Source organism: Nocardioides sp. CPCC 205120 (genome assembly GCF_048654585.1).
GTDB lineage: Bacteria > Actinomycetota > Actinomycetes > Propionibacteriales > Nocardioidaceae > Nocardioides.
Genome location: NZ_JBMCYY010000001.1, coordinates 587,772 through 608,874, shown reverse-complemented (window position 1 = coordinate 608,874; position 21,103 = coordinate 587,772). Strand labels below are relative to the sequence as shown.

Below are 21,103 nucleotides of genomic sequence, written 5' to 3'. Positions count from 1 at the left end.
CCTCATTTCCAGTTGATGTTCAGGAGGCCCGTGACGACGGGAGCAAGCAGGAGGCCGTGCCGTGAGCGCCCTCCCGGCTGCGGGTCGACCAGGGCCGTACAGACGTTCTCGACGTAGGCGCCACCCAAGGTCGGCCAGGGGCCGCGCCTACCGTCGCGGGGCTCGATGCGCAGGGCAAGGTCCTCACCGAACCTCAGGCTGGTCCGCCCGATCACTGCTTCATGCCGGAGCAGGTTGTAGACCGGCACGTCCAAGGTGGACGCCCGCGGATCGAGGCGTAGGTCCACGGGCCCGCCGAGCTGCGTCTCAAGCGCGGGGCGGGGACCTGCTTCGTCCAGTCCCTCGGGCCCGGGTTCAACGTCGCCGATACCGACCTCGTAGGCGAAGGTCATCCACGACTGCCGCCCGGCGAGGAACCAGCGGTTCTGGTGAAGGCCTCGTCTGCTGAATACACGCAGGGCGCGATCGTCCGGCCCCACCGCCCGGACCAGTCTCGTCCGAGCGCGCGTAAGAGCGACGAAGCGGGCGCGCAGTCGCTCGGTCTCGCCGGCCGGGTCTGCGTCCCGGGTGCGCTCCGGAAAGTCCACCAGTACGACGTTGTCGAACTCGAGCCCCTTCGCACGGTGGACGGTCGAGACGACGACCGTGCCCGTCGGCGCCACGAGCAGCTCGGGCGGCAGGGGCCTTCTCGTTCGCAGGCGCGTCGCGAGACGGGGGAGGTCGAGCTCCGACCCACGCCCACCGACGGCGCCGCGCAACGACCGCCACGTCGTGGCGACGTCGATGTCTGGGCGCCTGTCGGCAACAAGTTGCTCAAAGACACCTCGAGACACGGTGTCTGTCGTGGCGTCGCCGAATAGCTGGGCGATCCAAGGGGCGAGGACGCGCTGCTCGGCACCGCGACGTACCTCGACCGTCAACCCGAGGGAACGGAGGATTCCAGCCACGAGGAGTGCCTGCCCGTTCGTCGCGGTGAGCACCGCGGTAGTCCCGGACCACTTGCGAACCAGATCGGCCACGGCCTCCAACGAGTCTGCGACTGCGACGTCGTCGTAGAAGGTGTCGATGATCCCGGGATCCCCGCCGGGGAGGGCCGCCTCCCGCAGGCGCGCAGCGACCTTCGCCTCCCGGCTGCTTGCCCGGTACTGACCGTCGAGGTGCCGTCGAATCGCGCCGTGCCGCCCTTCGGCCGCGGACAGTAGTGACGCGAGGTCCGTTGTGGACCGCGCGGCGCGGCCCCTCTCGGGCGGGCGCAGCTGGAAGTCGTAGATCCCCTGGGCCGGGTCGCCGAGGAGCGTGAACCCGACCGTGTCGGGCAACGCGTCGATGATGGCCAGCAGGAAGTCTGCCCTCACGCCGACGACGTCCTGGATCTCGTCGACCACGAGATGGTCGAGACCGTCGAGGGCGTCCCAGCCCTGTTCGGCCAGGCAGCGGCTTGCCGCCACGACGCGGCCGTCGAAGTCGAGGCCGGAGTAATCGTCCGTCGCCAGATCTCGAAGTACCTCTGTCGCGAGGGAGTCCATGGTCTGCACGGTCACCGGCCCGAGGCCACGGGACGTGAGGCGGGCGTCGACGGCGTGGACGGCCGCGTTCGAGAAGCTGATGACGAGGACTGCGCCGGCGTCGCCAGCCCCGTCCAGGTCCACCAGTCGTTCGACGAGCGCCGACACGACCTCTGTCTTGCCTGAACCAGGGCCGGCGACGACGAGCTGCCTCTCCTCCGGCGAGATCTCGACCGCAGCTCGCTGGCTGGCGTCAAGGGCGGTAGAGGTCATCGCCGGGACCACAGGTACTCGAAGCCGTTGAAGGCGAGGAGCTCACCGTACTTCTGGAAGTTGTCTCGCACGTTCACGATCAGAACTTCCTCAGATCCCCCGTTCAGCGGCCCGCGGAGCCCGCGACCGATCATCTGCTGGTACACGTTCGGGCTGAAGGTCGGCCGAGCTACGTAGACCGCCTGCACCCGGGGCGCGTCGAAGCCCTGGGTGAGGACGTTGTAGTTCGTCAGCACCCGGATGCGGCCCTCACGAAACTCCTTCACGTAGTGCCGCCGGACCGCCGGCTCGGTGTCCGCGGAGACGGAGACGGCCGACACCCCCCGGTGCGAGAGGAGGGCCGCCAAGACACGTGCGTTCTCGACCGACGGCGCGAACGCCAGCACGGTCCAGTCCGCCGGCAGCCTCGCAATCGAGTCCACGACCCGCAGCGTCCGCGTCATATTGGTGCCGAGGCGCTCGACGACGGACGAGGGCAGCCGCCTCAGCCGTTCGATCTCGTCCATGTCGGACGTCGTCAGCTCGACGTCCGTGCCGCTGAGGACCTCGTGCCGCACCTGTGCCAGCACGCGCATGTCCTGGAGCTCCTCGTACGGGTCCTCCTTGAGGAACGCTCCCCGGTCCAACCGACTCTGACCGTAGCGGTTCACCAGCCGTTCGGTCTGTTCCTCGGAGGTCCCCCGGAACGGCGTCGCGGTGAGACCGATGAGCGGTTTCCGTGCAGCCTCTTCCTTCACGCGACCGGCCCGGCCCAACCAGTCGAGAACCCGGGTGTACGACGGGGCGGTCGAGCCGTGGGCCTCGTCGATGACGACCACAGATGCATCGCGAAGCCACTCGTACTCTCCGTCGGCACGAGACACAAGTGACCCCAACTTGTCGATCGTGGCGATGACCAGCTGGAAAGAACCCGGCTCCTCGGGTACCTCGTTCGTCCCCCACAGGCGCCCGAGTCTCATCGGGACCTGCGGTCCGATCGCACGCCAGACGTAGGTCCACGTGTCCGCGGCCTGCTCGCACAGCTCGTCGGTCTGGGCGATCCAGATCAGTGGTGCCTGTGCGGGCACGTCCTGCTGGCGCACCGCGTTCACCAGCGCCTGCACGGTGACCCGGGTCTTGCCGGCTCCGGTGGGCAACGAAACCATCGCCCGATCCGGTCCGATCCCTCGAAGGAGGCCGGTGATCCGGTCCGTGACGAACTCCTGATAGCCGTGGAGCGGCTTGAGGAGGGCGGGCCCGTCGATGAGCTCCACCGCCGCGCGTGTGCTCCCGGGGAAGCCGGCCCAGTCAGCAGGGAACCCGTGGGCGGCGACCCACGTGCGTGTGACCCGGCGACCGGCCCATTCGCGAGGAGGCTCCAGGCCCCTCTCCTCGAGCGCGGGACGAAGCTGTTTGAGGATGCCCACGCCGTGGACGGCCCGCGCCAGGGACGCGACCTCCACGGGGTCGGCGGGGCCGCCTCGACCAGCTTCGAGGGCCGCCAACGCCTGTGCAGGAACGGTCCTACGAAGCGCCTCCGCCCCGACCGCGACCACGAGCCGCTCGTCGTCGGTTGCTGCACGTTTGATGTCCCGCCGCAGCTGGCCGGTGGCAGCCTCGTCCATCTTTCGGAGCACGCCAGCCACGTCGTCGAGCGTGAGTCCCAGCCCGAGGGCGGCGGAGACCTGGACCAGCCGTTCGCCGGGGGACGTTGCCGTCACCAGGAGGGTGTCGCCCTCACGGCGGGTGGGGATCGGCTGCGCGACCTGCCCTCTCGGGGTGGCGATCATCTTCACCAGGCGACTCGCGGGCTGGAGCCGGATCTCCTGGTCGGTCGGGTCGATCCACAGCTTGAGCGGCGGGAAGAGGTCGGTCAGGTAGCTCCACTCCCCGGAGGTCTCGACGACCACCTCCTCCTGCAGCAAGTCCTTCCCCTGGGGCATCCCCCACGACTCGACGAACCGCTTCGCGTCATCCGCATCCGGTACCAAAATCGCCGGGACTTGGGCCTCGAGCATGGACTCGTACACCGACGGATCTTCGGCGACGCCGATGTTGCGCACATCGACGAGCTGCAGCTGCTTCCCGACCCGCACCAGGATCTGCTCGCACTCGAGACGTCCTGGGAGCCACGCGTAGAAGTTCGTCCGTCGAACGTCATCGTCGGGCCTGCGCCAGGAATCTGCGATCTGCTTGAGCGCCGACCACTCCGCGACGGAAAGGCCTTCCGGGTCGGTGAGCAGGCCCAGGGCCGACGCCCATTCGTCCGACGTGTCGACGGCGGGCAGCACCGTCGGGTCGACGTAGTCGCTGGAGGCCATGACCTTGGAGGGGGGCCGTAGACCGAAAGCCGTGCGCAGTCGCCCCGTCTTCCTGAGAAGCCACACCTCAGGCGCCACCACCGAGAACGTCCCGTAACTCGCGTTCGACGAGTGACGCACGCGCCACGGCCCCGGGACGGGTCGCGTCATGAGGTGTTGCGTCACCGCTGCCAGCCCTTCGCCGCTCAGACCACTCAGCGGCGCGAGCGGCCACGGCGGCGGTGCCCCTCGGGCGCCCGTGCCAACCTCGATCTTGGCGGGGTCAGGCTTGCTGCCGCCCCTGGGCTGCTTGGCCAGCAGGACTTCCCTCATCGCCTCCTCGTACGCGGACAACCATGCCTCCCGGGGGGCGTTGTGCCGCCACGTCGGGGCATCCACCGCGCCGACCTCGTGCAAGAGTTCTTCGTCGCTCGCATGGAACCTGGGGTCGATGAGTCGAGCTCGGTCCCGCGTGCCGTCGGCGGGGATGATCCGTCCGGCCAGGTACGCCCGCGACACCGGAACCCAGGCGCCGTCGGCGGTCCGGACACGAACTCCGAACTCCAGCCTCTCGCCCAGGTTCTCTGCGAGGATCTGCAAGCCCGTCTCCGTCGGTAGCTGACGGAGAACACCCCAGATCCCTGGCCATACGGTCCCCGGGTCCCGAACTCCCTCGGGCGCCTTCGCTCGCGCGAGGAGGCGGTGCAGCTCGCCGCTGCGGTCCATGACGACGATGCCCAGCCGGGTAAGAGCGTCGCGAACCCCTGGTTGCGACGTCAGCTGCGGATCGACGAAATCGACACCGGACGTCCGGTCGCCCTCGACACGGACGAACACCTGTCCCCTCTCGGGCGACCTGAACCTTCCGTCCTCGAGCCGGATGATCTTGGCGTTGCGGATCTTGGCGGCGGTGGCGGCGGCTCGCGCCGTGGTCGTCGACCGGCAGTCCTCCGCAACCCTGGCCGCAAGAAGGACGGCAGCCGCCGAAGACTTCGCGCTGCCGTCCCGCACGAGCGCCTCGAGCCATGTGTCGATCCCGGCCCCACCGTCGGTCGACTCGGCGGAGCGTTCGTCCTGGACGAGGCGAGAGATCTTCTTTCGACGCTCCGGGGTCTTGTACGCCGCCGGGTGCAGCCACTCGCCCAGTGGTGCACCTTCCACGAGTGACCACTGCGCCAGCCACTCGTCGGGGACGTCGCCTAGCCACTTGATCTGCGTCGGGGGCCGCAGCACACCCCGACCGTCCGGGAGGCAGGCGGTCGTCCGCAGCCGTCGGAAGATGGGCTCGTTGATGTCCCGATCGACCCAGTTGCGCGCCTCCTGTCCTCGTGCCGGCATGGCGTCGATCGCGGTCACCGCATCGGCCGACCCGCTGAGGACCTGGATTGCGCTGCTGAACAGTTCCGGCAGCGTCTGCAGCAGCTCTCGGTTGAAGGCACCCTCCAGCAGACCCGTCCGGTCGTCGCTCAGCTTCCACGGCGCGTTGACGAGACCCGTGAGCGTCGTCTCGAAGTTCGTGGGGAAGTACGCCCAGAGCCGCCCGACTCGGTGACTACCCGGAGGCACCGGTAGGGCGTAGTGAACCTCGACCTGCTGGCGGGAGGCGACATGACCGCCCTCCGCCCGCGCGGCTGACGTCGGAGTCAGGACCTTCCGCTTGACCACCCAACGCGTGGTCCTGTCCCCCGACAGCAACTCGACAATGCCGTCAGAGGACGACTCCTGACGAACGGTCCGCTCCTCCAGGCGGCGGCCGGACGTACCCGCTCTTGCGTCAGGGTCCGACTCCGCGAGGTTGCGCAGCCTGGCCCGCCTGATGTGGGGAGAGAAAAGGACGAACTCCGCCGGGAAGTTGTAGAGCCTGCGGGACAGACCGTTGAAGGGGACTGACAACGGCGCGACGACCACCGTGCTCGCCCATTCCATGAGTTCTCGGAGATGGGCGTCCTTGGCGGCGCCGTCCGACTCCGGGTCGAGGGTGCGAGCGAGCCTCATCGTCGGGTAGCTGCCCGAGCGAAATCCCAGGTCGTTCAGTGTGGCCGCAGACCATTCACGGTCGAAGCCGAATGAGACGCTGCGGCTGAAGATGCGGGGGCTGGCCGATATGGCGAGGACCGACTTGAACCCGATCCCGAACTTGCCGATGCGTTCGTCGTTCTTGGACGAGATATCCGAAGCCATCACCGCGCGGACACCGTCCGCGTCGAACGGGGCTCCGTCGTTGGCGACGTACAGGCAGTCCTGCGTGAGCAGGACTTCTACCCGCTCACCTCCGGCGCGAGCCGCGTCGACCGCATTCTGGATCAACTCTTCCAACTGGCGCGTGGCGTAGCCACCTTCGGAAATCCGTCGCTCGTTGTTGGCGTCCTGCAGGACCCGACTGGGGTCCTCCGCGTAGACCTTGAGGCAGACGTCGGTCTGCTCCCACACGACGTCTGCGAGAGGCGTCCTACGCCGTTCCCAGCCCTCCACGAGAATGCACCCCCAGGTCGCGCGCGGCACGACCCGCTCGTCCAGTCGACAACGCCACGGCGAATCTAAAGGACGACGGCGACAGTTTCAGGAGTTCGTCCGAGATCCCCGCTGTGCCAACCCTTCGACGCCCGGAGGGTACTCAGTCGAGGCTGGCTGCAAGGTGCGCCCCGAGAGCGGACCCGAGGGCGAGCGGAACCGCGTTGCCGATCTGGCGAGCAATCTGCGCCTTATCACCGACCCATCGGTAGTCGTCCGGAAAACCCTGCAACCGAGCGGCCTCCAGATGAGTGATCGGTCGGTGCTGGGTGGGGTGCAGGAACCTGCCCTTCTCGGCCTTGAAGAACTCCGTCCGTATGGTGACGGACGGCTTCTCCCAGACCAGGCGGCCCATCACGTCGGTCGCACTGCGTGGGTTCCTGCGCCAGCAGTCCATGGAGAGCTCGTCGGGAAGGTCGAGCCGACTGCCGCCGTACGGAACGGCACGGAACCGCGCCATCGACAAGTCGCTCCACACCGAGGTGATGTGCAGCTCTTCCGTCTTGAAAACTCCTGGCAGCCACTCGCCGTCAAAGAGCACACGACCGGGCCGAAGGTCGAGCTCGCCCGTGAAGGGCCGGACGCCATGCAGCGCGTCGCGAACGGTGACCCGCTGCGCCGACTCATGAGTCGGTTTCGGATGACCGGGGTGGGCGAGGTCCCGATGGACCCCGATAACGATGACGCGACGCCGGCGTTGAGGGGCGCCGAAGTCAGCAGCGTCGAGCACCTTCGCCCTGATCTCGTAATCCGCGAGCTCCCCGTTCGCGAACGCACTGACGAACGCGGCGTACTCGCCCGAGGTGAGGAATGCCGGGACGTTCTCCAGCACGAACACCCGCGGGTGACTGCGCCTGACGACCTCGACGTACTCGCGCCAGAGGGTGTTGCGAAGGTCATTGGGGTCTCGTTTGCCGATCAGCGAGAAGCCTTGGCACGGCGGGCCACCGACCACCACGTCGACCTGCGGAACCTCATGCGACCGCAGCCAGTCCTCGATCCCCCCTGCGTACACGACATCGCCGAAGTTCTGTGCGTAGGTTGCAGCCGCGGCGCGATCATGCTCGACCGCGCAGATGGTGGCGAACCGCTGACTGGCCTCGTGAAAGCCCGCGCTCAGTCCACCGGCACCGGCGAACAGGTCGAGCACGCCCACGTGCCCGCACGACCCACCGAGGTCAGATGGCGTCACGAGATGATTGGGCCCAGGTGGGCGCCGAGAGCGGCGCCCAGGGCCAGAGGGACGGCGTTCCCGATCTGCCGGGCGATGGCCGTCTTGCTGCCCACAAACTCGTGGTGATCCGCGAACCCTTGCAGCCGAGCGGCCTCAAAATGCGTGATGGCGCGGGGTTGGGTCGGATGGAGGTACCGCCCCTTTTCCGGTTTGAAGAACTCCGTCCGGATCGTGACGGAGGGCTTGTCCCAGGACAGACGGCCCATCACGTCGCCGGCGCCCGAACGGTGCTTGCGCCAGCAGGGCGCCTGGAGCTCGTCCGGGAGGTCGAAGCGGTTACCACCCGGGGGAATCGCGGCGAAGCGCCGGAGCGAGAGCTCGGTGTACGACCGGGCGAAGTGAAGCTCAGACGCCGCGTACGGCCCCCGAAGCACTCGGCCGCCGAAGCTCATCGATGTGTCAGGCAGGTCGACCGCCATCGCTGGTACGTGTTCCGGGATCGGACGAAAACCCGCCGGCCCGGCGAAGGCCTCGCGAACCGTCATGGCAGGCGTCAGCATCGGAGGGGACGGCAAGCTGGGTAGACCCACATCCCGCCGCACGCCAACGACCACGACCCGCCGACGTGCCTGCGGCGCACCATAGGCGGCGGCGTTGAGGACCGCGGCCTCGAAGCGGAAGTCCTGGAGCCGGCCGCCTCTTTCAAACGCGGCGGCGAAGATGGGAAACTGAGGCGACTTGAGGAACTGAGGAACGTTCTCCATCACGAACGCCTTGGGTCTTGCCAGGGAGACCGTTTCCACGTACTGCTGCCACAGCGTGTTCCGAACATCGTCGACATCCCGCTTGCCAAGCTGGGAGAAGCCTTGGCACGGTGGCCCGCCGACGACGAGGTCTACCTGAGGTACCTCCTCGTGCAGGAGCCAGTCCTCGATAGTTCCTGCGTAAACGACGTTGTCACCGAAGTTTGCCGCATAACTCGCCGCAGCTTCGAGGTCCGACTCGACCGCGCGCGCCGTACCGAAACGGCTGTCCCCCATGCGAAGCCCTGCGCTCAGGCCGCCGGCGCCGGCGAACAGATCAAGCACGCTGAGGGTGCGCCCCGTCGTTGCCGTCCGCGGCCCACGCAGGGTCGCGGATGAAGAGTCGGACGGCACGGGTGAACTCTAGCCGGCTGCCGGCGCCCTCCCGACCGTTGTCCACCGGAACGTCCGGCGTGTCCCGGTCGGCACTACCCACCCGCGACGGCCAGGCGGATTCGCACTGCCGCAGCGTGCGGGTCCTCGTGCTCCCACACCCTCATCACGCGCCAGCCGAGCGCACCGAGCAGCGCGTCGGTATCTCGGTCTCGAGCCTCGTTGGCGGCCAACTTGGTCCTCCACCATTGGCCGTTGGCGCGGGGGGCCGTCCCATGCTGAGGACAGCCGTGCCAGAAGCAGCCGTCGATGAAAACGGCCAATCTCACCCTCGTGAAGGCGATGTCGATGGTGCGTCGCCGATTCTCCGGAACGGGGAGGTTCACCCGGTAGCGGAGGCCCATGCGGTGGAGGATTCGCCGGATCTCGAGCTCGGGCGTGGTGTCCCGCCGGCGGGCGGTGCTCATGCGACGCGAGACTGCCGTCGACGACGCCCCCGGATGGGGCGGTACTCCATACGGGGAAGGACGTCGTTCTCGCGCGCCGTCTTCGTGGCCCATGCTCACCATGGTGGCACCAAGGGAACTGCCCACCCGTTCGGTGCACAACTCCATCGATAGCCACGGGCCGCTTGTCGGGGGCGACCTGGAATTGAGACCGCGATCTGTCCAGGCGGTGCTGGTAAGGAGAGCAATCCTGGCCGCGGACCCGACGTGGGGTGGCTGGAGCCTGTACGGCCCCGTGGCCACGAACGCGTCCTGCTCGGGGCCGGCTCCGAACCCCCAGCCCGGCCAGCCCTCCTCGAGCAGCCCCGCCGCGAAGAACGGTCGCACCTCCTCGGGCACGTTGGCGACCGTTGCCAACGGGGAGCCTGCGGCCTCACCGCACGCCAGGCCTGACAGCTCCCGTCGCAGCAGGCGGACCGACCGGGACTCCGGGACCCGCTCCTCCAGCACCAGCAGCTCGGCCAGGTGGTACCAGAGGAAGCCGTCACGACCGGCCTTGAAGCGTGTCCAGACGCCCGATCCGTGGAACGCGCGATCGGCCTCCGTGCTGCGCGTGTTGTGCAGCTTGTCGGCCGCCAGCACGAGCAGCGCCTCTGCGGGGACGTCGGCCACGTGCGCGATCGCCGCTTCCTTGCGCTCCTTCCACGGCGCCTTCTCCGCACCGGCCTCGTCGATCGAGTCCGAGCACGCCCGCACCAGCTCGGGCCGCGGGTCGAGGCCATCGGGGGGACGTCGTCGACGTCATCTCCGGGGTGCTCGACGTGCCGCGACGGGTCTGATGCGTGAGGCGCCCACCCGCGCTGCCCGACCACCAGCGTCGCGGGGCACGCTCCGTTGACGCCACTTCTGGCTCCTCAGGGTCGGGCACGGACCTTCACTCACAGCCGGTTCCTCAGGCTCGACGTCCGCGTCCAGCAGACTTGCGTTCTGGGTCACCTGCCGCAGCACATCGTCTGGTCCCAGGCCGGCCGGCGGTCGCCGTGCCACCTCGGCCGCCTCACGCCGCTCGCCAGCGGCGACCGCTCCGCCACCAATCATCTCGCAGCCGAAGCCACGCAGCACTCGTGCCGTGCCATCCTTCCCGCCACTGAACTCGCTTGTGGCGGCCGGTTGCCCGTCGGCGAACTTGAGCGCCAACCCGCGCACGGCCTCGGAGTCGTACTCACGGCCGTCGTGCCGCAACACTTACCCGCGGGCCGACCCGAACCCGTACTGACTTGAATGGTCCGGCGCCGAGATCGTCGCGCCAAGCGGTCGCCGCAGCACGTGCTCACGGCGTACTCCGTCGAAGGACGACACAACGACTACGCCGTCTCGTCATCCAGGTCGACGGGCGCGGCGGGGCTGACCCAGCCCGCCGGCGGCTGTCCCGTCGGCAGTCCACCCGTCGACTGGACCGCTGCACGCAGTCGCATCTGGGTGTCGACGAGCCATGCGATCACGTCCGGCCAGGTGCTCTCGTCTGTGATGACGGGACCCATCCGACGCATTTCGAGCCGGCACGCCTGCTTGGCCGGGAGGTACTCGAACCGAAGGTCGTGCTCGCCCAGGTGACCTGCCATCTCGGCCGCCCGGTCCTGGAACACCGACAGCAGGTACTCGTTGCGCAGCTTGTCTCCGGTGTCGATGTAGAGCTCGCTCCGGCAGCCGCCGATCATGTAAGAGACGCTCCAGGTGAGGCCTGGGGCCGTCGACGACAACGACCACCAGTTGGCGGCCGGCGCGGTGCCCGTCGTCCAACCGCGCTGGCGCGCCTCCTCCGCGAACTCCGTCCAGAAGCGCTTGTACAGCTCGTTCCGAGGGGTGGTGCCGGCACCGCCGGCGACCGCGTCCTGGCGAGCCAGCTTCTCCCAGTCGTTGGGCTTGCAGACCAGCTCGAGCCGAGGCGCGACGAGGTTCTGGTCAGCGCCGTCCATGCGGACGGCTCCCAAGGAGACGCCGAAGAACTTCAGGTCGGTGTGGGTGTTCAGGTTGAGCCAGTCGAGAGCTGCCCGGTGCTCCTCCCTGAAGATCTCCGCGATCCACACGATCACCGCGGGGTCGGTGCCACCGGCGTACGTCATGATCTGACCGAGGTGGGTGTGGTCGGTCGAGCCGAACTGGTTCTCCACGATCACGACCTGGTCGCTGCCGACGACCCGTCCGATGAGGTCGAGGGAGAAGTTGCCGACCTTGTGCTCCCGGTCCTCCAGCTCGACCTGCACCCCGAGCACCTCGGACAGCAGCTCGGAACTCTTCAACAGCCACGGCGTGAAGTTGTACGGCTCGGTGGCCCAGACCTGGCGGATGTCGACCGGCACGAGCTTGGTGATGTGCATTGATCCCCCTGGTGATGAACGTCGTGCGCTGGTCTACCAGACCTCACTGACACTCGTCGGCGATCGGCTGACAATGCTCGCGGCAACGATCTGACCCTGCGATCCGCTTGACACTTGGCTCTGCTCATCGCATAGTTCTCCCCATGCTCGCGGCGTACGTCGTGACCAACCACCAGGGGGAACCATGAAGATCAACGCACTGCTCGACGTCAACCTCGTCGCTCACGAGACCGCCGACGAGGTCGCCGTGCTGCTCGAGCTCGAGGCACCGGCCGCGCCCACGACGAAGCGCGCGCCTGCCTCGCTGCAGGTCGTGCTCGACCGCAGCGGCTCGATGGGCGGCGCGCCGCTGGAGGGTGCGAAGCAGGCGCTGGTCGCCCTCGTCCGGCGCCTGGAGCCGACCGACAACTTCGGCCTCGTCACGTTCGACGACACCGCCCAGGTGGTCGTGCCGGCCGGTCCCCTGACCGCCAAGGAGGCGGTGGTCGCGCAGATCTGCGCCGTCCACGCCGGTGGCACCACCGACCTCTCGGCCGGCTACCTGCGCGGCCTCCGCGAGATCCGGCGCGCCGCGACGACCGGCGGCACGGTGCTGGTCGTCTCGGACGGTCACGTCAACGCCGGCGTCAGCGCGCCCGATGCCTTCGCGACCATCACCGCGAAGGCCTACGCCGACGGCGTGGTGACCTCGACGCTCGGCTACGGCCGCGGGTACGACGAGACGCTGCTCGCCGCGATCGCGCGAGCCGGATCGGGCAACCACGTGTTCGCTGCTGACCCCGACGCCGCCGGTGCCGCGATCGCCGGGGAGGTCGACGGTCTGCTCGACAAGGTCGTGCAGGCGCTGGCGCTGACGGTGCGGTTCGCGCCAGCCGTACGGTTCCTGCGCCTCTTCAACGACCTGCCCGCCCAGCAGATCGGCGCCGGCGAGGTGATGATTGAGCTCGGCGACCTGTTCGCCGAGGAGGGCCGCAAGGTCCTGCTCAAGCTGGGAGTGCCGGCGATGGCGAAGCTGGGTCTGGCGAAGGTCGCCACGCTCGAGCTGGCGTACGTCGAGCTGCCCGGCCTTGTCGAGCACGTCGCCTCCCTGCCGATCACCGTCAACGTGGTGCCGGGCGACGAGGCCGCCGGCCGGGTCGCCCACCCGACGGTGTCGTCGGAGGTGCTCTTCCAGGAGGCGCAGGACATGAAGCGCCAGGCGTCCGAGGCCTTCGAGCGCGGAGACCTCGACGCCGGCCAGCGCCTCCTCGGCGAGACGACGTCCCGTCTGCGCCGGGCCCTCGATGTCTCCCCCGAGGCCGTCAAGCCGGAGATCCGCGCCGAGCTCGACGACGTGAACTGCATGGACCAGATGACGCGCGACGTGGGCGCGGCCCACATGTCGAAGGTCAGCCGCGACTCCTACCACCAGATGAACCGCAAGCGGGGGCGCACGCCGGTCCGCCCGGACGACGAGCAGGACCGATGATCGACACCCGCACCCACCACCAGGAGCAACGATGAGCGACACCCCCGCCCGCCCCGGCGAGCTGGTCCGGACCCACCTCGGCGCGTTGTTCGCGTGGGTCGAGACCCAGGACCCGTCCGAGCTCGACCGCCTGCTCGACGCCGAGTACACCCGCGTCACCTTCGGCCTCGCGTACCCGTTCGCGCGGCGCGTCGAAGACCTCACAGAGGCCGAGCACCGCCGGTACTGGGTCGGCGTCCACCGCGTCCTCGGCGTCGACGTCCGCGTGACCAACCACTGGTACGACGAGCACGTGCCCGACCTGGTCGCCTACCTGGCGGCGATCGGCGTCGTACCGGACGACCTCACCGCGGACGAGCAGCGCTGGACCCGCCCGCCGGCCCTGCCGGTGCCAGCACCGCCGACACCCGGCGTCGACCTCACCCAGCACGCCGTCAGCGAACTCCTGGCGCTGCAGGCGAGCGCGATCCGTGAGCTGCGACGTCGGGGCATCGTCCGAGGAGCCGGCTCCCCGCTCGGTGAGGCGGCCGAGCTCGTGGTGCACCGCGCGCTCCCGGGCAGCGTGCTCGCCGACCCGGCGACAAAGGCGTACGACATCACCGACGACGAGTGGGGTCGCATCCAGGTGAAGGCGCGCACGGTCTCGACCCCGCAGCTGCCCGGGCAGCGGCAGACGAGCATCTTCAAGAGCGAAGGCTTCGAGCACGCGGCGCTCGTGCTCCTCGACGACACGACGTATGCCGTCGTACGCGCCGTGTTGCTCCCGCTCGACACCGTCCGCGCGCGGTGGCGCCACCGTCCTCGCGAGAACGGCTGGACGCTGCAGATGAACGGGCCGACGATGAACCACCCCGCGGCCATCGACATCACCGAGGCCGTGCGGAGGGCGAGCCGCTCGCTCGGCTGACTCGGTGCCCCCGGGGTGGCACACTCCGGGGGCATGACGAGGTACGCGGGGCGCCTGTTCGTCGTCCACGGCACGATCTAGGCGCTGATCCACGACGCGGCCGTCGTACCGGTCGGCGCCGAGTGCCGCTTCCGGGAACACTGAGGTCCGCTCGTCGGAGAGTGACCCGTCCACCCCGACGCGTGGGCCGAGCGGCAGTGGGGCCGCATCCACAACGCCCCCGACCGCGTCTGGGCGGTCAGCGTGGGCGGGGCGACGGCGGACACCTACGACGTCGTGATCGAGCGCATCGTCAACGTGCTGCGCCGGATGGACGAACGCCGGCACCTGCACGAGTCACGTTGCGGGGCGTCCACCATCCCCCTCGTCGCCGTACCCGTCGTGGGTATCGGTCGCGGTGGCTACGCCCACAATCGCGGCGAGGTGCTCCGCGCCCTGGTCGAGCGGCTCAGTGTCGAGGCACGCGAGCTGTGCGTCGACGTCGCGCTCGTGGCACCGGAGCCGGCGGTGTACACGGCGGCGCAGTACGCGCGTCGCAAGCTGGTGCCGCGCCTGCCCGACGCGCTCGAGGCGTCGGCGGAGGAGCTCGGTGCCGCGGCGCGTGGCGGGAGCCTGGCGCTCGTTCTCGGAGCCGGGGTGAGCGCTGCCGCGGGGCTCCCGTCGTGGACGCAGCTGATCGAGACGCTCGCCCGTGACCTCCGGGTGACCGAGGTCGACTTCAGCGACAAGAAGTTCACGCCGACCGACCAGGCCGAGCTGATCGAGCAGTACGCGAAGGAGGACTTCCAGCAACGCGTCGCCAACATCGTCGGCAAGCGGTCAGCCGCCTCGCTCCTCCACGGCCTGCTGGCCGGACTGGACGCGCGGGAAGTGATCACCACCAACTACGACGTGTCTACGAGCGCGCCGTGGCGGCCACCGGGCGCGGCATCACCCGCATCCTCCCGTGGGCCACCGGCCGCGACGCGGACCGCTGGGTCCTCAAGCTGCACGGCGACGTCGCGCACCCGTCGACGATCGTCCTCACGAGGCGCCACATGGTGCGGTACGACGCTGCCTTCCGCCCGTCCGGCGCGCTCCTGCAGTCGCTGCTGCTGACCCGCAACCTACTCGTGGTCGGGACGTCGATGACCGACGACAACGTGATCCGCCTGCTGCACGAGGTGGAGGTCTACCGCCAGGAGCACCACGAGGGGCGGTCGGGGACCTTCGGGACCGTGCTGGACACCGACGGGGACAAGGTCCGGGCCCAGCTCTGGAAGGGGCAGCTGGAGTGGCTGTTCATGGGCGACGCCGCACCCGAGGTCAGTGGCTACCGAGGGGTCGAGCTGTTCCTCGACCGCGTGGCGCTTCACGGCTCGCGGGATTCGTCGTGGGCGCTGGACGAGAGGTTCGCCGGCCGCTCGACGAGGGCGACCAGGCCATCGCCCGCCAGCTCCGAGAGGCGACCGCCAACATCACGTCGCGGCGCGGCAGCAAGTGGGACCCCCCGGTCGAGCGGCTGATCGAGATGGGCGTGCGCCCTCCGGGGGACGATCCTGATCAGGTGAGGCGCCGCGCCTGATCGGTCGCCACGCCCTGCATGACCCGCAGCTGCACCTGGGCCAGCGCCTCGAGCCGCACCGACACGGGCAGTGCCTCGATCTCCTGCGTCGCGAGCTCGACCGCCTCGTGCATGGTCGCGCCCCCACGGCGCGGCGCGGTCCCGATCGGCGGTGCCGACATGCGCAGCGGCTCGACCGGCAGGTCGTCGGTGACGCCGAACAACTCGTCGAGGGACATGCCCAGCACCTTCGAGAGCATGGGCTGGTGCTTCGCGGACGGCATCCGGTAGCCCGTCTCGATCTGGGCGATATGGGGGTATGACAGACCCGTCACCTCGGCGAGGTCCTTGCGGCTCATGCCGAGCTCGCCGCGACGCGCGGCGATCCGTCGCCCGAGCTCGATGTCGCCCGTCCTGCGCGATGCCGTCGCCATGCTGCCTCCGATCGTCGACCTTCCTCAAAGCACCCTATGCTCCGAGCATCGTATAGGCGTCGTGCACCCGGCGCCCGCCATCCGCATGGTTCAAGACCTCCTCAACCGGCCCCGAACGTCCCTCGGGTTGTCGGTGGCCTCGTCTACGTTCACGGCCATGGGGGATGAACTGATTGCATGGATCGACGACCAGATCGCGGCGACGGGTCTCGACGACGAGGTGGGCCTGGTGGTCCTGGCCGCGTTGGCGAGCGACGCCGAGCTCGACGCGTTCCTCGATGGCGGGGAGCCGCCGACGAGCCGCGCCGAGCGCACACAGACTGACGCCACACCGGCCGGCGGGGCCGGCGGCGCGTTCCTGACCTCGATCGAGGTGGAGGGGTTCCGGGGAATCGGATCGGCTGTACGACTGCCGCTCGACCCGCGTCCCGGCCTCACGATCGTGGCCGGGCGCAACGGGTCCGGGAAGTCGAGCCTCTCCGAGGCCCTCGAACTGGTGCTGACGGGTGACACCTACCGGTGGCGACAGAAGTCGGGGGTCGCATGGCGCGAGCAGTGGCGCAACCTGCACCACCCGACGGCAGCTGTGACGGTCGGTGTCGTCGAGGAGGGCCAGGGTGCCCTCGAGATCCGGTCCCGGTGGTCCGAGGGCGCGACCGACGTGGGCGACCGCTCGCTCACCGTGCAGCGCGGGGGTCAGAAGCAGGTCGACGGCCTGGCTCAGCTGGGCTGGAGCGGCCCCTTGGAGCAGTACCGCCCGGTGCTGTCCTACGACGAGCTCGGCAAGATCCTGGACAGCGGTCGCAGCCAGCTGTACGACGCGCTCGCCGGCATCCTCGGGCTCGAGCAGCTGAAGGACGCACTCGGCCGCATCAAGGTCCGGTTGACGGCACGCAAGGCACCGGGCATGGCCGTGACGGCGGAGCGAAAGGCTCTGCTGCTCGCCGCGCGGGAGCTCGACGACGACCGGGCCCGTCAGGCCGCAACTCTGCTGAAGAAGGCCTCGCCCGACGCAGACGCCGTGGCGACGCTCGAGGCGCTCGCAACCGGGTCGGCCGGGGCCGACCAGGGCCCCGTGGCCGCGCTGCGGGTGCTGGCCCAGCTGTCCGTGCCGTTCGGGAGCCCCGACGAGGTCACAGCGGTGACGGCTCGACTCCGAGGCGCGGCCGACGACCTCGTCACGAGCGCCGCCGACACCTCGGCGCGCACGCGGGCGCGCCTGGACCTGCTCGAGCAGGCGCTCTCCGTGCACGAGACCCACGGCGACATGACCTGCCCGGTCTGTCAGGAGGGCAGCCTCGACGCGGGGTGGCGTACGGCGAGCGAGCAGTCGGTGCGCCAGCTGCGCGCCGAGTTCTCGGACCTCGAGACCTCGCGCCAGTCCCTCGACCTCGTCGTCCGCGAGGCACGGCGCCTGGTGACCCCCACCCCGCAGACACTGGTGCGTGCACCCGTGCCTGAGCTCGAAGACAGGATCGCTCGAGCACGCGACGCGTGGGACACCTGGGCCCAGGCACTGTCCTTCGACAGCGCGGAAGCGCACCCGCTCGCCGCCCACCTCGACCACCACGCCGGGGTCCTGGCTGCGGCCGTCACCGACGTGCGTACGGCGGCAGCCGAACACCTCGAGCTGCTCAACGACCGCTGGCAGCCGCTCGCCACCCGCATTGCCGCCTGGATCTCATCCTGGCGGGAATGGTCGAGGATGAAGCCCGGCGTCGACACGCTGGTGGCCGCCGAGAAGTGGCTGAAGGAGAACGACCTCCGTCTGAAGAACGAGCGGATGGCACCGATCGAGGACGGCGCCAAGCGGGCCTGGGCCAAGCTGCGCCAGGAGAGCAACGTCGACATCGGTTCGCTGAGCCTGGCGGGCTCGAACACGTCTCGTCACGTGCGCATCGACTCGACCGTCGACGGCGTGGACGCGACGATCGCCGTGCTCAGCCAGGGCGAGCTCCACGCCCTGGCACTCGCCCTCTTCCTGCCCCGCGCCACGATGGCCGCCTCGCCCTTCCGGTTCCTGGTGCTGGACGACCCCGTCCAGGCCATGGACCCCGCAAAGGTGGACGGCCTCGTCGAGGTGCTGAGCGAGATCGCCGAGCACCGGCAGGTCATCGTGTTCTCCCACGACGACCGCCTCTCGGCAGCCGTCCGCCGCTCACCGGTCGACGCGACGGTCCTCGAGGTCACCCGCGGGACGGGCTCCCAGGTGACGATCGAGAAGTCCGAAGACCCGGCGCAGCGCTACCTCTCCGACGCACGAGCTCTTGTCATCGAGTGGGAGCACGACCGACTGGCCGGACCCGCTCTGCGACGCACGCTGCCCGGCCTGCTCAGGTTCGCCGTCGAGGCAGCCGCGAAGGACACCTACTTCGTCCGCCGGCTGCGGGACGGCGACCCCCTCGCCGAGGTCGAGGCCACATGGTCCGACGCCGTGACGACTCGACGCCGGGTCGGTCTCGCGGTGTTCGGCGAGGAGCGCGCGGCGCACGAGCTCGTCGCCTGGGCCGGTGCGCCGTACCGGAAGCAGTCGCTCCAGACCGTCGGAAGCGGGATGCACAACGGGCTGCAGGCCCACCTCGATCCGCGCGACACCGTGCACGACGTGAAACGGCTCGTGGAGGACCTCGTGGCGGTCCGGTCGTGACGACGCTCATCGACGAGGCCGAGGGCCAGCTCGGCCGGCCGGGGCCGCTGGCGAACGTGCGTGCCTGCTGGCTGGCGCGGGCGGCACTCGAGGACGCGATCACCGTCCTGCTCCCGGACGACCCGGGTCACCTGGCCAGTGCGCGCAGCCGCCTCTCGTGCCTCCAAGTCGCCTACGCCGACCGCCCCGAGGTCGCGAGCCGCGCGGAGTACGCCTGGAGCCGGTTGTCCGAGGCGTGCCACCAGCACGCGTACGCTCTCTCGCCGACGTATATCGAGGCCCAGCACCTCGTCGGCCTCGTGCGCCAGTTCGTGGCGGCCGCTGAGGCGTGGAGGGCGGCGCCCCCGCCTGACGGCGGGGCCTCCACCGCCTGAGGCCCCGCGTCGAGGTGGGGATCAGAGCTGTGCGTACGCGTCCGCCACGGCGTTGTCCGAACGCTTCCGCAGCGCCTGCTCGGCCTCGTCCGGCGTGACGTGCAGCGTGTCGGCGAAGGCCGCCCGGCCCGCCGTCAGCTTCTCCGGCAGGCCCGTCAACCAGGCAAGGCGTTCGCCCGTTGCCGAGGACTCGACCGGCTCCTGGGGACGCAGGACGGCACGCAGCGAGCGGTCACGCCGATCCAGTCGCAGCTGGAACACGTCCCCCACCTGCGCACCCAAGTCATCGGCGATTGCCTTCAGCGAACCGATGCCCGGGCCGGTGTGGTTGGTCTCGACCCAGCCCAGGGGAACGTCGCGCACCTCGTTGCGCAGCTGCGTCCGCACACCGGGGGTCACACCGAGGAACGTGCCGATCTCCGGGGCGACGGAGCGTCCGCTCCCGCGCAGGATGTCGGCGTCGACCCCGACGTTCCAGTGCAGCACGTCCGGCGTCGACTGGAAGAGCCCCCACACCCGGTGGGGCTCGGCCCGCGGCACGTACGGTTCGGTGGCACCACGCAGTCGGATCAGACCCCTCGACGCGGCGAACACCGGGGCCGCCGCACACATGTGGACCGAGTTGGCCGACACACCGAACTGCGCCGCCAGCTCCTGCGCCAGATGATCCAGCGACAGCTCGTCGTTCTCCTCCAGCCGCCGCATCATGGCGTCGACGACCCCCGCGTACTCCTCGCCGCCCCAGGACTTGAGGCCGATCGTCGTCCGCGACATGCGGCTGAGCCGGGGATCCTCGAACAGGCGCTGACGCACGCTGCGCTCGCTGCCGCCCAGCACCTCGTACAGCTCGCCGAACTCCATGGCCTGGCCCCGGACCGCCAGCAGGCTGCACGCCCGGTCGACCACGCTCTTGGGCCACCGCACCAGTACGTCGTCCACGGTCGTGATGCCGGCGATCGACCGCGTGGCGAAAGCCAGGTGGGACTCGCGAACCCCTCGCTCGACCAGCAGCTGTCGGAGCGCGTCGGCATCGACGATGACGTCGTCCTCCTCGAAGGGGACCTGCTCGACACGTGGCAGCTCGAAACCCTGTCGGCAAATCGCGTCCTCACCGGCGATCAGGCCCGCGAACCACAGAAGCAGGTGCCGGTCGAACTGCTCCTCACCGGCGGACGACCGGGTGTCGACCTCCGAGCGAGGCGCGAACGCGCCGAGGTGCTCCTCCAGCAGGAAGCCCGCCCAGCGCACCTGGCGCCAGGCCGGGTCGGTGGCGTAGCGCTCCCGGGCGCCGGCCGCCAGGCGCGCCTCGAGCTGCCGCACGCGCTCGCGAGTGACGTCGTACGTGTTCCCGATCGTCTCGAGCGTCTTCGGGGTCACCCTGACGATGCGGCTCTCGAAGACGTCGCGTTCCCGGGCGTCGAGGCCGTCGATCCACTCGAGCAGCACCTCGCCAGGGTCGCCGGCGTCACCGAGGCCGGTCGACACCGCCCGCAGGGCGTCGCGTGCGGTGGCGACGTCCGCCGGAAGCTCGCTCCGGTCGAGAGCCTTCTCGACCTCGCCCCAGGTGCCCGCCCGGGCCGTGAAGGCGCCCCACTCGCGAAGCACCCCGAGGTGCGGCGCCAGGTCGGGGGCCTCTCCGACGGCCTCCTCAGCCGCGGCGACGCGCGCGACGAGCTGCGTGACCACGTCGGTGCTCGCTCCGGCGAGCAGATCCAGCAGGGCGAGGATGCGATCTCGCTTGCCGACACCGATGCCCGGCCACGAGAGCAGAGCCTCGACCTCGAGCTCCAGCGTCTCGCCGATCGTGCGGCATCCCCCGCGCTCCAACCAGGTGCGGACGAGCCCCCCTTCGTGGGTGCCGAGGTACGGCGCCAGCACCCTGTCGCCGAGGCCGAGCGCCCCCAGAGGCACCAGGCTCGGGTAGGTCGCGGCCAGCGTGGCGGAAGAGGTCACACCATCGTCGATCGGCGAGTTCTCCGACGCATCGAAATCGTCCCACCCTGCTACGTCGTCCAACTGACTCCCCCG

Annotated in this window: 14 protein-coding genes; 6 read left to right on the top strand and 8 right to left on the bottom strand. The window is 69.7% G+C overall.

What is annotated here, in order from left to right; genetic code table 11:
- Nucleotides 1-2: 2 nt before the first annotated feature.
- From ACOACO_RS02850 to ACOACO_RS02825, 6 genes are all read right to left on the bottom strand, one after another.
- Entirely contained in the window at nt 3-1,778 is a 1,776-nt protein-coding gene (locus tag ACOACO_RS02850; protein ID WP_420294738.1) for a UvrD-helicase domain-containing protein, read from the bottom strand.
- Nucleotides 1,775-6,487 carry a DEAD/DEAH box helicase gene (locus ACOACO_RS02845; RefSeq protein WP_420294737.1) on the bottom strand — a complete coding sequence of 1,571 codons (4,713 nt, stop codon included), beginning with the start codon at nt 6,485-6,487 and terminating at the stop codon, nt 1,775-1,777. Before ACOACO_RS02845 ends, ACOACO_RS02850 begins: the two co-directional genes overlap by 4 nt.
- Nucleotides 6,488-6,671: 184 nt before the next feature.
- A complete protein-coding gene (locus tag ACOACO_RS02840) occupies nt 6,672-7,724 on the bottom strand; it encodes a DNA cytosine methyltransferase (protein ID WP_420294736.1) in 1,053 nt (350 codons plus the stop codon).
- A 32-nt stretch (nt 7,725-7,756) separates the two neighbouring features.
- On the bottom strand, nt 7,757-8,830 hold the full coding sequence (locus ACOACO_RS02835; RefSeq protein ID WP_420294735.1) for a DNA cytosine methyltransferase: 1,074 nt from the start codon (nt 8,828-8,830) through the stop codon (nt 7,757-7,759).
- A 143-nt stretch (nt 8,831-8,973) separates the two neighbouring features.
- Nucleotides 8,974-10,080: a very short patch repair endonuclease gene (locus ACOACO_RS02830; RefSeq protein ID WP_420294734.1), complete on the bottom strand. Its 1,107-nt coding sequence runs from the start codon at nt 10,078-10,080 to the stop codon at nt 8,974-8,976.
- Nucleotides 10,081-10,688: 608 nt separating this feature from the next.
- Nucleotides 10,689-11,702, bottom strand: a complete 1,014-nt coding sequence (locus ACOACO_RS02825) for a DUF4268 domain-containing protein (RefSeq protein WP_420294733.1) — start codon at nt 11,700-11,702, stop codon at nt 10,689-10,691.
- A gap of 184 nt (nt 11,703-11,886) precedes the next feature.
- Between ACOACO_RS02825 and ACOACO_RS02820 the strand changes: the two genes are divergently transcribed.
- The 4 genes from ACOACO_RS02820 (at nt 11,887) to ACOACO_RS02805 (ending at nt 15,582) form a co-directional block, all read left to right on the top strand.
- On the top strand, nt 11,887-13,170 hold the full coding sequence (locus ACOACO_RS02820) for a vWA domain-containing protein (protein ID WP_420294732.1): 1,284 nt from the start codon (nt 11,887-11,889) through the stop codon (nt 13,168-13,170).
- A gap of 31 nt (nt 13,171-13,201) precedes the next feature.
- Nucleotides 13,202-14,077, top strand: coding sequence for a hypothetical protein (locus ACOACO_RS02815; RefSeq protein ID WP_420294731.1), 876 nt, complete (start codon nt 13,202-13,204; stop codon nt 14,075-14,077).
- 276 nt (nt 14,078-14,353) lie between these two features.
- On the top strand, nt 14,354-15,175 hold the full coding sequence (locus ACOACO_RS02810; RefSeq protein ID WP_420296333.1) for a hypothetical protein: 822 nt from the start codon (nt 14,354-14,356) through the stop codon (nt 15,173-15,175).
- Complete coding sequence (locus ACOACO_RS02805) at nt 15,064-15,582, top strand: SIR2 family protein (protein WP_420296287.1); 519 nt, start codon at nt 15,064-15,066, stop codon at nt 15,580-15,582. The genes ACOACO_RS02810 and ACOACO_RS02805 overlap by 112 nt, the downstream gene beginning before the upstream one ends.
- Before the next feature lie 37 nt (nt 15,583-15,619).
- Here ACOACO_RS02805 and ACOACO_RS02800 read toward each other — a convergent pair whose 3' ends face one another.
- Entirely contained in the window at nt 15,620-16,054 is a 435-nt protein-coding gene (locus tag ACOACO_RS02800) for a helix-turn-helix domain-containing protein (RefSeq protein WP_420294730.1), read from the bottom strand.
- A gap of 157 nt (nt 16,055-16,211) precedes the next feature.
- Between ACOACO_RS02800 and ACOACO_RS02795 the strand changes: the two genes are divergently transcribed.
- The gene (locus ACOACO_RS02795; protein ID WP_420294729.1) at nt 16,212-18,701 is read left to right on the top strand and encodes an AAA family ATPase; all 2,490 of its coding nucleotides are present in this window, start codon (nt 16,212-16,214) and stop codon (nt 18,699-18,701) included.
- Nucleotides 18,698-19,075 carry a hypothetical protein gene (locus ACOACO_RS02790; protein ID WP_420294728.1) on the top strand — a complete coding sequence of 126 codons (378 nt, stop codon included), beginning with the start codon at nt 18,698-18,700 and terminating at the stop codon, nt 19,073-19,075. Before ACOACO_RS02795 ends, ACOACO_RS02790 begins: the two co-directional genes overlap by 4 nt.
- A gap of 21 nt (nt 19,076-19,096) precedes the next feature.
- Here ACOACO_RS02790 and ACOACO_RS02785 read toward each other — a convergent pair whose 3' ends face one another.
- Nucleotides 19,097-21,091 (bottom strand): sigma factor-like helix-turn-helix DNA-binding protein, encoded by a 1,995-nt coding sequence (locus ACOACO_RS02785; protein ID WP_420294727.1) that lies wholly within the window; start codon nt 21,089-21,091, stop codon nt 19,097-19,099.
- Nucleotides 21,092-21,103 lie beyond the last annotated feature (12 nt).

Excerpts from the sequence above, each read along its gene's own strand:
- ACOACO_RS02850 (WP_420294738.1), bottom strand. The coding sequence starts at position 1,778 with ATGACCTCTACCGCCCTTGACGCCAGCCAGCGAGCTGCGGTCGAGATC.
- ACOACO_RS02825 (WP_420294733.1), bottom strand. The coding sequence starts at position 11,702 with ATGCACATCACCAAGCTCGTGCCGGTCGACATCCGCCAGGTCTGGGCC.
- ACOACO_RS02820 (WP_420294732.1), top strand. The coding sequence starts at position 11,887 with ATGAAGATCAACGCACTGCTCGACGTCAACCTCGTCGCTCACGAGACC.
- ACOACO_RS02815 (WP_420294731.1), top strand. The coding sequence starts at position 13,202 with ATGAGCGACACCCCCGCCCGCCCCGGCGAGCTGGTCCGGACCCACCTC.
- ACOACO_RS02800 (WP_420294730.1), bottom strand. The coding sequence starts at position 16,054 with ATGGCGACGGCATCGCGCAGGACGGGCGACATCGAGCTCGGGCGACGG.
- ACOACO_RS02795 (WP_420294729.1), top strand. The coding sequence starts at position 16,212 with ATGGGGGATGAACTGATTGCATGGATCGACGACCAGATCGCGGCGACG.